This window comes from Cronbergia sp. UHCC 0137, assembly GCF_034932285.1.
GTDB lineage: Bacteria > Cyanobacteriota > Cyanobacteriia > Cyanobacteriales > Nostocaceae > Cronbergia.
In genome coordinates this window covers 55,700-70,445 of record NZ_JAYGHC010000012.1, presented here as the reverse complement: position 1 = coordinate 70,445, position 14,746 = coordinate 55,700, and the positions used below count along the sequence as shown (strand labels likewise).

General features: G+C 38.6%; 14 protein-coding genes and 1 tRNA gene. 7 read left to right on the top strand and 8 right to left on the bottom strand.

What is annotated here, in order from left to right; translation table 11 throughout:
- Window positions 1-89: 89 nt before the first annotated feature.
- A complete protein-coding gene (locus tag VB711_RS08000) occupies window positions 90-1,502 on the bottom strand; it encodes a 1-acyl-sn-glycerol-3-phosphate acyltransferase (RefSeq protein WP_323285327.1) in 1,413 nt (470 codons plus the stop codon).
- A 102-nt stretch (window positions 1,503-1,604) separates the two neighbouring features.
- Here VB711_RS08000 and VB711_RS07995 point away from each other — a divergent pair, with 102 nt between their 5' ends.
- Window positions 1,605-2,246: a DUF938 domain-containing protein gene (locus VB711_RS07995; RefSeq protein WP_323285326.1), complete on the top strand. Its 642-nt coding sequence runs from the start codon at window positions 1,605-1,607 to the stop codon at window positions 2,244-2,246.
- Here VB711_RS07995 and VB711_RS07990 read toward each other — a convergent pair.
- Window positions 2,237-2,309 (bottom strand) — tRNA-Ala (locus VB711_RS07990). The two genes, VB711_RS07995 and VB711_RS07990, sit on opposite strands and share 10 nt — an antisense overlap.
- Before the next feature lie 66 nt (window positions 2,310-2,375).
- On the opposite strand from VB711_RS07990, the gene VB711_RS07985 reads away from it, so the two are divergent.
- Window positions 2,376-3,317 carry a rhodanese-related sulfurtransferase gene (locus VB711_RS07985; protein WP_323285325.1) on the top strand — a complete coding sequence of 314 codons (942 nt, stop codon included), beginning with the start codon at window positions 2,376-2,378 and terminating at the stop codon, window positions 3,315-3,317.
- Here the strand turns inward: VB711_RS07985 and VB711_RS07980 are convergent.
- Window positions 3,262-3,924, bottom strand: a complete 663-nt coding sequence (locus VB711_RS07980) for a class I SAM-dependent methyltransferase (protein WP_323285324.1) — start codon at window positions 3,922-3,924, stop codon at window positions 3,262-3,264. The genes VB711_RS07985 and VB711_RS07980 overlap by 56 nt on opposite strands.
- A gap of 518 nt (window positions 3,925-4,442) precedes the next feature.
- Between VB711_RS07980 and VB711_RS07975 the strand changes: the two genes are divergently transcribed.
- Window positions 4,443-5,372: a phosphoribulokinase gene (locus VB711_RS07975; RefSeq protein WP_323285387.1), complete on the top strand. Its 930-nt coding sequence runs from the start codon at window positions 4,443-4,445 to the stop codon at window positions 5,370-5,372.
- 150 nt (window positions 5,373-5,522) lie between these two features.
- Here VB711_RS07975 and VB711_RS07970 read toward each other — a convergent pair whose 3' ends face one another.
- Together VB711_RS07970 and psb28 are read right to left on the bottom strand one after the other, a co-directional pair.
- Window positions 5,523-6,023 carry a molybdenum cofactor biosynthesis protein B gene (locus VB711_RS07970; protein WP_323285323.1) on the bottom strand — a complete coding sequence of 167 codons (501 nt, stop codon included), beginning with the start codon at window positions 6,021-6,023 and terminating at the stop codon, window positions 5,523-5,525.
- Window positions 6,024-6,137: 114 nt separating this feature from the next.
- A complete protein-coding gene (gene psb28, locus VB711_RS07965; RefSeq protein ID WP_323285386.1) occupies window positions 6,138-6,476 on the bottom strand; it encodes a photosystem II reaction center protein Psb28 in 339 nt (112 codons plus the stop codon).
- A gap of 187 nt (window positions 6,477-6,663) precedes the next feature.
- Between psb28 and VB711_RS07960 the strand changes: the two genes are divergently transcribed.
- Both VB711_RS07960 and VB711_RS07955 read left to right on the top strand, forming a co-directional pair.
- Window positions 6,664-7,275 (top strand): 2OG-Fe(II) oxygenase, encoded by a 612-nt coding sequence (locus tag VB711_RS07960; RefSeq protein ID WP_323285322.1) that lies wholly within the window; start codon window positions 6,664-6,666, stop codon window positions 7,273-7,275.
- Between the two features lie 172 nt (window positions 7,276-7,447).
- Window positions 7,448-8,317, top strand: coding sequence for a polyphosphate kinase 2 family protein (locus VB711_RS07955; protein ID WP_323285321.1), 870 nt, complete (start codon window positions 7,448-7,450; stop codon window positions 8,315-8,317).
- 29 nt (window positions 8,318-8,346) lie between these two features.
- Here VB711_RS07955 and VB711_RS07950 read toward each other — a convergent pair whose 3' ends face one another.
- Window positions 8,347-9,333, bottom strand: coding sequence for a cyanophycin synthetase (locus VB711_RS07950; RefSeq protein ID WP_323285320.1), 987 nt, complete (start codon window positions 9,331-9,333; stop codon window positions 8,347-8,349).
- 381 nt (window positions 9,334-9,714) lie between these two features.
- Here VB711_RS07950 and VB711_RS07945 point away from each other — a divergent pair, with 381 nt between their 5' ends.
- Window positions 9,715-9,972, top strand: a complete 258-nt coding sequence (locus tag VB711_RS07945; RefSeq protein ID WP_323285319.1) for a hypothetical protein — start codon at window positions 9,715-9,717, stop codon at window positions 9,970-9,972.
- 137 nt (window positions 9,973-10,109) lie between these two features.
- Here the strand turns inward: VB711_RS07945 and VB711_RS07940 are convergent, their stop codons facing one another.
- Window positions 10,110-10,907 (bottom strand): phosphate ABC transporter ATP-binding protein, encoded by a 798-nt coding sequence (locus tag VB711_RS07940; RefSeq protein ID WP_323285318.1) that lies wholly within the window; start codon window positions 10,905-10,907, stop codon window positions 10,110-10,112.
- Between the two features lie 372 nt (window positions 10,908-11,279).
- Here VB711_RS07940 and VB711_RS07935 point away from each other — a divergent pair, with 372 nt between their 5' ends.
- Window positions 11,280-12,488, top strand: a complete 1,209-nt coding sequence (locus tag VB711_RS07935) for a hypothetical protein (RefSeq protein ID WP_323285385.1) — start codon at window positions 11,280-11,282, stop codon at window positions 12,486-12,488.
- A gap of 262 nt (window positions 12,489-12,750) precedes the next feature.
- On the opposite strand, the gene thrS is transcribed toward VB711_RS07935, so the two are convergent.
- On the bottom strand, window positions 12,751-14,652 hold the full coding sequence (gene thrS / locus VB711_RS07930) for a threonine--tRNA ligase (protein WP_323285317.1): 1,902 nt from the start codon (window positions 14,650-14,652) through the stop codon (window positions 12,751-12,753).
- Window positions 14,653-14,746 lie beyond the last annotated feature (94 nt).

Here is a 14,746-nt window from a genome sequence, read left to right as displayed (position 1 = left end):
TTCCTTTTTCTTTCTTCTTTCTTCTTTCTTCCTTCGCGTCCTTTGCGGTTCATTTCTCCTTCATTTGTCAAATACATTTTGACAAACTACTACTCCTGAATCAAATTCTCCAAGGCCACCTGTAAGTCCTTAGTTAAATCAGTTACACCTTGCCTAGCAGCTTGACGGTTTCCCTGAGAACTTAACCAGCGTTCAGTGACAGAAATTGGTTCACCGACTGTAATTAACGCTTGTTTCCAACCTAAACGGGGTCTACCAGGGAGAGTAGAGTCCTTAATCCTCGAAAGGAGATCAAACATTAATAACGCCGTTTCTGCAAACCTTTCCGCAGTGGGTTGTTTTTGAATATAATCAGCCGTAACAGCCACAAAACTTTCTGCTATTCTCATCTGCTGCATTCGCAAATCGGCTTCTTGGGCTACCCAGTCAGCCAGACCCCGCTTAAAAGGTGGTAAACTGTTGATATCTGAGATATCTTCTCGATAAATATAATTCCAACCAGCTTCTTCCAAACGGCGACATCTATCAATAAAATTACCTTGAGCCTGAACACCAAAATACTGTTCCGCCAACTTCAAAGCAGTGTCCATTAAACGGTGTAATCTGGTAATTAACACCTCATTGGGTTTATCTGTCGATTCCGCCACAATTTCCGGTAAATCTTGATGATAGAAACGACGATAAAATTCCTCCATTTCTGTAATCAGATAGGCACTTAACCGGATAATACGCTGATATAATATTTCTGTTGGTTCAATACCCGTTTGACTAATTTCTTCAACTGGTAAACCGCTATCTGCTTCTAACTTACTTAACAGCCAATCTATTTTTTTCCAAGGAGGCTGAACATAACTATATTTAATGGCAATAGGAACAATAAAAACCGTTTCATCTCGATTGGCTTTGTGTAAATCTTCCGCACACCAAAAACCCAATTGGGCTACACCCGGTTCTAAAGGACTAACTATGCCACTATGACCATTAGTACCACCTTCTGGGGCGATCGCGATCGGCATTTTAGCATTAGCAAATAAATCCCGCGCCATTTGGATAGCATTTCTATCCACACGTCTTCCCCGACGAATGGGGACACCACCAACGCGAGAAAATAACCATCCTAGCCAATTTCCAGCCCATAAAGTCATTCCTCGTTCATACATAAAATGACTGTGAACAGGATATTTAAGAAAAATTCCCTCTTTACGCGCCACATTAGGAACAATCCGCGATAATAAATAGAGCATAGATAGAGGATCTTCTACCTCTGGGTGACGAAAAGCCAGTAAAAAGCGAACTTGTCCCGACTGAAACCTGTGATAGAGTTGAGCTAATATTTCCGCATTTTGGGCTTCAATACGGACAATACCTGCGGGTAGCCAAGGACGAGTTCTCACACGGAGGACAAAAGGCAAAAACCAATAGAAAATCTTGAGAAAAATTGGGTTAAAGCGTTGAGGAATAAATTTGAGGGGTGGTTGAGTAGAATGGATTAATTTAGGCAACTTTTTCTCCCAAAGATGTAGCGTTAGTTTAAAATCTGGATTTCTCTCCGCGCCTCCGCGCCTCTGCGTGATACAAATTATATATTTAAAATAGTTTGACAGATGAACACACCAGCAGACCCCCGACAATTGGCACCAGCAACACAACGTAACCGCGAACCGATTTTAGATGTACTTTTAAATGTACTACCTCCCACTGGGACAATCCTAGAAATTGCCAGTGGAACTGGTGAACACGCTGTATATTTTGCTCCCTTTTTACAACCACGTCAATGGCTACCTTCTGACCCAAACCCCCAATTAAGGGCTAGTATTGCCGCTTGGTCGGAAGATTTTAAAAGTGATAATCTTTACCCACCCATTGAATTGGATGCCCAAATGCCAGTTTGGCCAGTGGAAAAAGAGCGATTCACTAATTTGCCGATTACAGCTATTGTCAATATTAACATGATTCACATTTCCCCTTGGGCATCTTGTCTAGGACTAATGGCAGGGGCTGGGCGGATTTTACCTGTGGGTGGTATACTATATCTGTATGGACCTTACAAAGAAGACGGAGAACATACTTCCCCTAGTAATGCTGCTTTTGATGAGTCTTTGCAAGCCCAAAACCCAGAGTGGGGTGTGCGAAATCTCGAAGATGTAATTAAGGCAGCTAAGTCCGAAAATTTGGTTTTGCGGAAAACCTACCAAATGCCAGCAAATAACCTTTCGGTAATTTTTGAGCGCGTAAATGGAGATTAGCGGACTCGAACCGCTGACATCCTGCTTGCAAAGCAGGCGCTCTACCAACTGAGCTAAACCCCCGCAATAGTTCCCCAATTTAAACCTTGACAAGAATATATTAACCCAATAATGTTTTTTTGGAAATAGATGACTCAAAAAAATCTTTTAGTTGTGGCTACACTGTATAAATTTGTAAGGTTGTCTGATTTGGAGCAGATGCGAGATATTCTCCTGTCTGTGTGTCTAAATCATGGCATCAAGGGGACGATTTTATTGGCATCGGAAGGAATAAATGCTACAATTGCGGGCGATCGCCAAGGCATAGACGATGTTGTGGCTTTTCTTCATGCTGACGGGCGGTTTGTTGATTTAGAATACAAGGAATGTTACACAGAAACCCCTCCTTTTGAAAAAATGAAGGTGCGGTTAAAACCAGAGATTGTGACTTTTGGCATAGGAGAAGTTGACCCCAACGAACGGGTTGGAACTTATGTTAGTCCTGAAAAATGGAATGAAATTATATCTGACCCGGAAGTGGCTGTGATTGATACTCGTAATGATTATGAGTTTAATATTGGTACTTTTAAAGGTGCAACAAATCCTCAAACTCAAACATTTCGGGAGTTTCCAGAGTATGTGAACCAACAACTTGACCCGAATAAACATAAAAAGGTGGCTTTGTTCTGCACTGGTGGGATTCGTTGTGAAAAGGCCTCATCTTATATGTTAGCTCAAGGGTTTGAGGAAGTTTATCACCTCAAGGGTGGGATTCTCAAGTATTTGGAAGAAGTTCCAGTTGAGGAGAGTTTATGGGAAGGAGAATGTTTTGTGTTTGATGACCGTGTATCTGTTGGTCATGGGTTGGAAGCTGGAAGTTATGAGTTATGTTTTTCCTGTGGTCATCTGATTGCTAATGATGATAAACTTTCTCCTAAGTATGAAGTGGGTATCTCCTGTGCTTACTGCTTTGATAGTTTAACCCAGGAAAAAAGGACACGTCTACAACAAAAATGGCAGCATTTTCAACTTCAAGCTAATTCTTCACCGCTAGGGTCAAACCATCAGCTATGGGGACTAAACTCAGGGTAATTCGGGAGTCTTGATGTAACTTTTGATTGAATGCGCGAATTTTGTTGGTTTGATTATCTTGGATTTCGGGGTCTGCGACTTTCCCTGACCAGAGGACGTTATCAATGGCAATGAGTCCACCTGGTTGAATTAATTGGAGCGATCGCTCATAATAATTGGGATAGTTCCCCTTATCTGCGTCAATAAAGGCAAAGTCAAAGGTTTCTGCTTCACCTGCTGCTAAGAGTTGATCTAAGGTTTCCAAGGCTGGGGCAATATGCAATTCTATTTTATCTGCTACGCCGGCCTGTTGCCAATAACGCCGAGCAATGCTGGTGTATTCTTCACTCACATCACAGGCTACTATTTTTCCTTCTGGCGGTAATGATAAGGCTACTACCAAGGAACTATAGCCTGTAAATACACCAATATCTAAGGTTTTTTTCGCTCTTGTTAATGTCACCAATAAAGACATAAATTGTCCCTGTTCTGGGGAAATTTGCATTCCTGAGTTTGGTAATTGGGCGGTTTCTTGTCGCAGTTGGGTTAAAATTTCTGGTTCTCTCAAGGAAACTGAAAGTAAGTAATCATACAGGTTTTGTTCTAATCCTATTGTTTGTTTTGCCATAATTTTTTGTTTGATATCTTTAGGAACGTAAATTTAATAACCTGTAATTCTGATTTAACCTGGAATGGTGCGTTACGCTGTCGCTCTAGCGTAGCCATGCCCGAAGGGCTTTACACACCCTACTTTTGCACTTTATTTAATTCATATTCCTTAGTTAAGTATAGTCATTTTTGGAGGTTTCGCGCAAAGGCGCAAAGGAAGAGTTAGTAGGGTGTGTCAGATGGAGAAATATGACTAATGGTGGTAAAATTATCGGGTCTGACGCACCTTAGAAGAAACAAAAAACCGCAAGCCCTATTTAGTAAAGTTTGTCAATGCGTAAGTCCTAGTATATTTATGTTTGGAGGTTTGGCGCAAAGACGAAGACTGTTACAAAAATAATCAGTAAGGTGTGGAGATGTGTAGAGATATTTCATCAATGGAATTTAATTGAATTAATTGTCAGGTTTTCTTTTAAGATTAAAACTATTCTGTGGAAATTGGTTCACTAGATTTTGTTGTTTTCAGAGGGGGATATGATGAGCCGTCCAATTATTCTTGGTATCGTCGGTGACAGTGCGGCTGGTAAAACAACACTGACGAGAGGAATTGCTCAGTTACTTGGACTAGAGAATGTCACCCTCATCTGTACTGATGATTATCACCGTTATGATCGTCAACAACGTGCGGAAAAGGGGATTACAGCCCTCCATCCTGATTGCAACTATCTAGATATTATGCAGCAACATCTCTCGCTGCTACGCACAGGACAACCAATTCTTAAACCTGTTTATAGCCACAAAACGGGTACTTTTGAGCCTCCACAATATATTAAGCCAAATAAATTCGTGATTATTGAGGGTTTGCTTGGTTATTCTACTCGCGCAGCCCGTGATGCTTATGATGTTAAGGTTTATCTTGCACCTCCTGAATCAGTGCGATCGCAATGGAAGGTAAAACGAGATACCCAAAAGCGCGGTTACACTCCAGAACAGGTGTTAGCAGAATTAGAAAAACGCGAACCAGATTCCGAACAGTTTATTCGTCCCCAGCGTCAATGGTCGGATATTGTAGTCAGTTTTTATCCTGCTAACGAAGAAGCTGATGAACATTTAAATGTCCGGTTGGTGTTACGTCCTTCTATTCCCCACCCTGATTTTACAGAAATTATTGATGCTGGTAATGATGATTCTCAGTCTGCTATCCGTTTAGGTTTGGGTAGAGATATGGGTAAACCGGTGGATGTGTTAGAAGTTGATGGACACGCTACTCTAGATCAGGTAAATAAGTTAGAGCATCTAATTTGTTCTGATATGCCCTATTTAAGAAATGTGTGCGATCGCGAAAGTAATCCAGAATTAGGTAAAATAGCAGGTACTACCGGAGAAACTCTACAAAGTTACCCCCTGGCTATTACTCAATTATTGATTACTTATCATATGCTCAAAGCTACCCAAATATATCAGTAATTATAATGAAGGCAGGAGGCAGGAGGCAGGGGGCAGGGGAAGCAGGGGAAGCAGGGGAGGAATAAATCTTTTATCACCAATCACCAATCACCAATTACCCATTACCAATCACCAATTACCCATTACCAATTACCCATTACCAATCACCCATCACCTAATTTGAGTAACTAAATGGACAAGTTCTGGTAAAATGAGTTTTTCCATTCCTAGCTTGACGGCGTTGGTTGAGCCGGGAAGGGAGAAAATTAATTTATTTTGATAAACACCAGCTACAGCGCGAGATGCGATCGCTCTAGAACCAATTTCTTGATAACTTAGCCAGCGAAATAATTCACCAAATCCTGGTAAAGTCTTTTCGAGTAACTTTTCTATGGCATCATAGGTGGTATCTCTGGGGGCAATTCCTGTACCACCATTAAATATTATAGCATCAAATATTGTATATTGTGCTAATATTTCTATCTGTGCTTGAATTTGTGCTGGTTCATCTTTAATCAGTTTGTATTCCCCAACAACATGATTTGCAGACAACAGTAATTGCTGAATCAATTGACCACTTTTGTCGGTTGTCGGGGAACGGGTATCGCTGACGGTAACTACAGCACAAGTTACTATCATTCCTGGTGTGTTTGGGTGAGGTTGTGTTGCCAATTTTGGAGATGTCTATAGTGTAATTAATATCTGCGTCACCGTGTCCCCGGTTTTTAATTTCTCAGAAAAAGAGCAGAAACACTGGAATATTTACCAATGTTCTGTCGTCGATTTTTACTCAGATTTACTAAAATCCAGTCCATTTTCTTCTGCGTATCGTTCCATGAAACGCATAAAACGATCCCATTCTTCAGTCGATCTAATGACGTAAATAGCTTCTAATCCTTCTGGCCTACCGTTGATAAATTTAGCTTTGACTTCACGAATGACGATTTCTCCTTCTTCGTCAATCATATACATCCCGGTGATGTCGTCTGTGCTGTTTTGTCCCAAAATTGTCGGCTTGGTAAATATAAAGGTTGCTGTCCCAGAGTCACCGCTGCGCGATCGCGTTAAGCGTACCTCTGGAACTACTAATTCGTCAAGCCCTCTAGAAAATTGGATTTTTGCCATGATGGGTGAATTTAAAGTTTTATGATGGTTATTTTCATATTCTCTCATCATTTGTAACCATTGCGAACCATAGGATTTAGAGATTTAGGAATATTCATAATTACATATATTTACCTAAATGATTTATCTATTTAGTTATGATTTAACAATATACTAGATTTTAACCCTGTTCCCTATTCCCTCTTATATGAAATATTATCAACAACAAACCAACGCCTTTCCCATTAATTACCTTAACGATTTATGGGGAGAAATTCAAGCTTGTTCTTTTTTTACAACCAATAACCTCAACCGCGATTTTGTTAATACTAAAGGATTTTCTGTAGTATTTCGACGTTCAGGAATTGCAGAAGTTGAACAAAAGTTTCCCTTTTTTAAACCTTATCTAGATTTAGCTCTCCAGTCAAGTTGTAATGCTTTTTATCTTAATCCTTTACTGCTTAAACAAGATTCTCGTGTAGATCCGCACATTGATCGTTCTCTGCGTTCTTACTGCAAAACCATTGAACCACCTACCCTTGTCAGTGTTCTTTATGTCCGTTTACCAGCAGATATGGAAGGGGGAGAATTGGTACTTAAATCTCATAAACGTCAATTGGGGGAAATTAAACCCCAAATCAATACACTGGTCTATTTTCAGGGTGATTTAATTCATTCTGTTAATGCAGTCAAAACTCCTGGAAATCGCTTGAGTCTTGTTTGTGAACAGTACACACTCAATGAAGTTGAACTTGAGGAAATACCACAATTCACTTTGGAATCTAGAGTATCTCAATATGCTAGTAAAAAAAGAAAGTAAGGTGTTTGCCAAAAATCAATTTTCTTCTTGAGTGAAATCCTAAATTCTTGTTGAACAACAAGATTCTCGATTTTGGACAGAGGTTGAGTATATGATAATTAGAATTTTATTGTCAGGAATATATAAATTAAATAGAAATGCTATATAATGAAATATTTAGGAGCAATTTAAGATGAATCATGATCCTTTTATTGTCTCACCAGGTTCTAAAATATCTTTATTAAAAGACTATAACCCAGCTTATAAAGATGATGTTTTAGAAAAAAGTGATGGCAAAAAGAAATTTAAAACAGAAATTGAACAACTAGCTATTTATCAACATATCCTCTATGCTCAAAATACTCATGCTGTATTAATTCTCTTTCAAGCAATGGATGCTGCTGGCAAAGATAGCACAATTAAACACGTAATGTCTGGTATTAATCCCCAAGGTTGTCAGGTATTTAGTTTCAAAATGCCAAGTACCGAAGAATTAGACCATGATTACCTATGGAGAAGCGTGAAGGCATTACCAGAAAGGGGTAGAATTGGTATATTTAACCGTTCATACTATGAAGAATTGCTAATAGTGCGCGTCCACCCAGAAATTTTAGCAAAACAAAATTTACCCCTAATTCCTGAAAATAATCAAATATGGCAGCAACGGTTTGAGGAAATTAATAATTTTGAAAAATACTTGACAAATAATGGAGTGGTGATCCTCAAATTTTTTCTTAATGTTTCAAAAGAAAAGCAGAAAGAACGGTTTTTGGAAAGAATTGCCACACCGGAAAAACATTGGAAGTTTTCGCTGAGTGATGTTCGTGAACGTGCTTTTTGGGATGATTATATGGAAGCTTATGAGCAAGTTTTTAATCATACGAGTACAGAATGGGCTCCTTGGTATATTATTCCTGCTGATACGAAATGGTTTACAAGATTGGTGGTAGCTAATATTATTCGCAAAAAATTACAGGAACTAAATTTACAATATCCTCAAGTTAGTGAACAACATCGACAACGACTTTTGCAAGCTAAAGAGGTGTTGGAAGCAGAAGAGTAAAATGTCTGAATCTTGTCCGACTACTTATTTTATGGGGATTCTAAAGTTTTAAGGATTTTTAAATATAACTCTTCTACTCTCTTGGTTTGTATCTCACCACTGGCAGCATAGTGAGATAAACTAGGAGATCCATTTACTTCTAAAAGAGTATAATCTATCATCGGTTTGGTGATATCAGTGGTAATGATATCTACACCTGTTAATCTTAGTGCCATATCGCTGGTAATGTTAATGGCTAATTTTTGAAAGTCTGGATGAATACTTGCAGTTAAATCTATAGCCTCACCACCACTAGATAAATTAGCATTATCTAAAAGATAAATAATCTGATTTTCTGGAATTATACTATCGAAATTGAGGTTTTGTCTTTGGAGATTTTGCTCAATGCGAAAATCATCTATTTGGATGTTTATTTTTCGTCCAATTTTCAGCAAATTTTGCTGTTTTTCTTGCAAAAGTGTTAAAATGGTAGATTGACCATTTCCCACTATTTTTAAGGGGATTCGTTGATAAACGGCAATAATTTCATTATCTAAAACGACAATTCTATAGTCATTACCACTATAAAATTTTTCAACAATTATTCCTGAATGAATTTGTAATATTTTATTTGCGGCTTCATAGTATTCTATTTGATTGTAAACCTTAGTGACTAATATTCCTTGACTAAGATTAAGCGGTTTAACAATGACAGGAAATCCTATTTCTTGAGCAAAAATAAGCCCATCATTGATATTTCGGGGCTTGTTTAACTTAGCACATAATTGATCATTAAAAAACGTTTGTCCTTGAGTAGTTCTATATCCAAATTGCTTGAGAAAAAAGTTAGAGTAGGCTTTATCTTTGGCTAAATATGCTGAACCAAAGCCATTAATATTTAGTTTAGTGGTGCTAAAACAGGTTTTTTTCCCATTTTTAAAGGTGATATGTCCCACTAATTCATATTCTGGCTCTACTATAATTGTTGCTCCTATTTGTAAGGCTACTTTATGGAGTATTGATGTTAGTAATGGCATTTTAGTCAAGGTAACAGGTAACAGGGAACTCCTAAATATGATCTAGGATTGCTATATTTTAAATTAGAGCTAAGTATAACAGCTTAGGTAACATCTTAAATTATTTTATTGCTGAGTAAATACTTTAACCAAAGATTTATCAACGGACGGTTAAAATTTCCGCTGTAAAGACAGAATAGGCCTTTCTGTATCCAGAAAAATCTGTATATTCGCTCTTTTTCAGTTTTGCTGCTTAGTTAAAGTTATGTTGTAGCACTAAGTATTGACAATTTAAAAAATATGTAATAACAAGGTGGCATCAGCAATAAAAAAAGGCGTTAGAATGTCCCCTAAAAGAGACAGGCTAACACCGTTCATTCAAGTTTTAAGGTTAAGATAATCATGCCACAAAACACCAATTACAAAGAGGCTCAGTCAGACAATCAAGCGATGCCTACGGCTAGCGAAGCTAACGCTTACAGAAATCGTCTTAATGCTTGGACGATCGCTCGCATCATTTCAGAAACCCAAAGAGAGACTGTAGCCAGATTCCGCACTCGTTCTGATGCAGATGGTTATATTCAGCATTTACGTCAGGTGATCCCAGATGGGACTTTCCAGGTTTTCTTTGATTGTCAGCGCGAAGAAGCTGTAATTTAAATTTTTACTGAGTCCTATTCAATCACAGTCCACTCTGCATCTACACACCATTTGAGTGGAATTACGAGAGCGATCGCTTCAGGTAGGGTAAAGGGTCAAATAGGAAACGGGTAATAGGTAACAGGAAGAATTTTTCTTCATCGGCTGTTTAAGATTTTTTGTAAACCTGGAATATTGCCTTCATGAATGCGAGAATCAAGGTTACGAGCAAAGACTTTGGTTGTAGACGCAACCTCGAGTAATTGCCCAACATGATTTTCATTGTAGTGAAATAAAGCTGTAAAATCGGATAGGCGATAAACTTGCTGCATATTGTGAGAGACAAATACAATTGTTAACTCAGAACGCAAACACTGAATTAGTTCTTCAATTTTGCCACTGGTAATGGGATCAAGACCGACGAAAAGTTCATCCATTAACAACACTTGTGGTTTGACGGCTAAAGCACGAGCAATACATAGACGTTGTTGTTGTCCACAAGAAAGTTCTAAAGCAGGTTTATAGAGTCTATTTTTGACTTCTTCCCACATATCGGCGGCTTTTAAGGCTAATTCCACAACCTCATCTAGCTCTGTTTTTGGTCGCCATCCTATTAATTTTACCCCATAAGCAACATTATCATAAATGCTCATGGGGAAAAGATTAGGAGTGGGATAAATGGTACTAACTTGACGACGAAGACGATTTAAATTAATCCGACGCTCGTAGATATTTTGACCGAAAAACTCCACTTGTCCTTCAATTTTTATTTCTGTCTCCAATTCACTCATGCGATTAAGTGATTTTAAAAAAGTAGATTTTCCGCAACCGCTAGGTCCAATAATTGCTAGTATTTTGTTTTGGGGAATATCAATTGATACATCTTCAAGAATTTTTTGTGTGTGATAATAAAAGCTGAAGTTTTTAACTCTGATAGCGGGAATGATTTTACTCATGGTTACAAAATCCATAGAATCAACGTTGATTTAGCAAAGTGATGATCAGCAGTATTACTATTTCATTCTGTTACCTTGAAGAAAAACATGAGCGTGTATTGCATAGATAAACAGCAAAGATAGGGCGAGTTGTTCTTTGTAGAAAGCCCGCAGCCTGTGTTAATTTTTTACAGAGTTTGGATAATCAGATTGTACTATACTCGGTCCTCTAGGAGAGTAAAAAATAGTTATATTAGTTGTATGGAGTGGGTTTTTTGTTCTATTTTGGTGTGATGAAGATGAAATTTCTTTGGTAGAATTTACATTCCATCAGAACTTTTTATGCAAAATGGGGATAATGGCATTCAGTCAAAACTACAAGGACAGTATCTCATGTTTCGGTATTTAAGTTTCATCGCTACTACGTTTATTTTCTGGAATCTATGGAGTACGTTAACACTGGCACAGGGTAAAAAGCTAGAAGAACTGGATAAATTTCCGCCGAGTCCACTAGAAATAATTACATCTGATCCTTTGCTACCATTGGGAGGAGATAAGCGTGAGTTAACTGCGGAGGAACGGCAAAATTTAAGTAAGGTTCTAGATGAGTTGAATCAAGAAGCTTTGGTGAAACTACAAGGGGGAGATAAGGTAGCAGCGTTTGAGATTTGGAATCGGGAATTACGTTTAAGGCGTTTTTTAGGGACATTCGCTGAGATAGAAGCACTTTCAAGGGTGGGTACGATCGCTGTTAGGGAAAACGAAGGTCAACAAGTACAATATATTACTCAGCGAGTAAAGGCAATTGAAAAGCAGTTAGTTGAGCAAAAAAGTACAGATTTAGATTTATGGCGATCGCTAGGTGTAGCTTATCAAAGTCTGCGACTCCCTAAACTAGCTGTAGAAGTTTATCAGCAAGTCTTGACATTGGTGCGACAGCAGCAAGATTCAACCGCAGAACTAGCAACTCTGAATACCATTGGAGAATTACATCTAAGTTGGTTTAATTACCCCCCAGCGGCCACGACTTACCGAGAATTGTTGAATTTAGCAATAAATAAACGTGACCGGGTAAATGAAGTAGTATATTTACGAAGATTAGCGGAAATTTACACCAGAACCAAGGAATATCAACAAGTGATCGAGGTGCTGGTTAAGTTGGCAAATATTTACACTGCTGAAAATGATCTTACTCAAATTCCGGCTTTAAAAATAGCGATCGCTACAAATTACGAATCTCTCGCTCAAAAAAACCCTAATTTAATCCAAGAAGCCTTTAACAACTATCAAGAAGCATACATCACAGCTTGGGAATTAGAACAGCATACCAGAGCCAGTGAAGCTTTACAGAAGTTAATCGCCCTTTACCGTTCTCGACAACAAACAAATGAAGCTTTACAAGCCAGTAAGATTTTAATTGAAACTGAAAAATTAGCCACTAACTTCTATGGTTTGATGCAAGCTTATGATCAAATGGCACAATTATATTTACAACGTCAAGAATATCCCCAAGCACTAACAGCTTTTCAAGAGGGATTAAAGTTAGCGATACAACTCAAACATCAAGAAATATACTTTATTGAGCAAATTGAAAAGTTATAGTATTTTGAATTTAACCCACTGCAAAATCAGTATATGGTTAATTTATCCATTTTATAATTACCTCATTTTCATCATCAATAGACCTCTTGCATAAATACTTTGGTGTCGCCAAGAATATTCTTGAAAAGCTCACGCAAAGGCGCAAAGAAGAAGTTTAGAAAAGTTTCCGGCTACGCGGACTAACGGAAAACCAAGGGTTTAAAACCCACGGAGGTGGGTTTCGTCTGTGTAGCCGTGACTTCCAGTCGCCGGGGTTAGTTTTTTAGAAGTTGCTAAAGTTAGCGATCGCTCCTGTGATCTTATCCACCACTTCATCTACAGGTATAGCTCCCAATTCCCCAGAAGCACGGGTACGAATACTCAAACTGTTGGTTTCTACTTCTTTTGCACCAACAACAGCCATCACGGGTATTTTATCTTTTTCTGAATTGCGAATCAACTTACCTAAGCGATCGCCACTCAAATCAACTTCTGCACGAATACCCAAAGCCATCATTTTCGCAGCTACATCTTTAGTAAAATCTAACTGCACTTCACCCACTGGTAACAACCTAATTTGTACAGGTGCTAACCATAAAGGGAAATCTCCCGCATACTCCTCAATCAAAATCCCAATCAACCGTTCCAAAGAACCAAACGGTGCGCGGTGAATCATTACCGGACGTTTACGAGAACCATCCTCAGCCACATATTCCAAATCAAACCGCTCAGGTAAATTATAATCTACCTGCACAGTTCCCAATTGCCATTCCCTATCTAACGCATCACTGAAGATAAAATCCAATTTCGGCCCATAAAAAGCCGCTTCTCCAATCCCTTCAAAATGCTCCATTCCCAACTGCTGGACAGCGCGACGAATTGCACCCTCAGCTTTATCCCAAACTTCATCACCACCGATATATTTATCACTAGCAGGGTCACGAAAACTCAATCTAGCTTTAAAATTCTTTAACTGTAAACTCTTGAACACCGTCAAAATCAAATCTACAACATTCAGAAACTCATTATCTAACTGTTCTGGAGTCACGAATAAATGAGAATCATCTACTGTAAAACCGCGTACTCTTGTTAAACCGCTCAATTCCCCAGATTGTTCATAACGGTAAACTGTACCAAATTCTGCCAAACGCATCGGTAATTCCCGATAAGATCGCAACTCACTCTTGTATATTTGGATATGAAAAGGGCAATTCATGGGCTTGAGAACAAAGCCCGTTACAAATTCTTGAGGTACAATTGGACGAACAAGATTTCCCTGCATTTCTAGCTCAGGACTTATTTCTTTAGAGGCTCTATCTGATTTATCAGGTTTATCAGCCATCAAGGGGAACATATCTTCTTGGTATTTTTGCCAGTGTCCAGAGGTTTTAAATAAATCAACTCTGGCAATGTGAGGAGTAACTACAGGTAAATAACCGCGTTTTAGTTGTTCTTTTTTCAGGAAGTCTTCTAAAATCGTCCTTAACAGAGTACCTTTGGGAGTCCATAAAGGCAAACCGGGACCGACTAAATCAGTAAAGATAAATAATCCCAGTTCCTTACCCAGTTTACGATGATCACGACGTAAGGCTTCTTCTTTGCGGCGTTTGTATTCAGCCAGTTGTTCTGGAGTTTCCCAAGCAGTAGCGTAAATTCGTTGTAATTGTGCCTTATTTTCATCTCCACGCCAATAAGCACCGGCAACACTTTCTAATTCTATGGCTTTCGGGTTAATTTCACTGGTATTTTCCAAATGGGGGCCAGCGCACAAATCCCACCATTGATCGCCTAAATGGTAAATGGTGATCGGTTCTGTTTTAATATCTGCCAGAATTTCTAATTTGTACGGTTCTTTAATGGCTTCAATCCGTCGCTGTGCTTCTTCTCGGCTGACTTCTTCCCGAATTAATGGCAATTTGCGGTTAATAATCTTCACCATCTCTTTTTGGATGGATTTAAGATCCTTGTCGCTGAAGGGTTCGGGGTTATCAAAATCATAATAAAACCCATTCTCAATCCAGGGTCCAATGGTAACTTGTGCTTTGGGAAATAGCTTTTGTACCGCCATCGCCATGATATGAGAGGCTGTGTGGCGAATTTTTTTTAATATCTCGGATTCGCTGGTGCGGGGTAAATAAATTTTTTCTGGTTGTTCTGAGTTATTGGAACTTTGATTAGGTGACATCTGCTTTAGCGAAAAATATATGCAAGTAAATGATAGTCCACTTGATGATGGCGTTGTAAGACCAAATTTGCCGATTACCCTAATTTACCTTAAC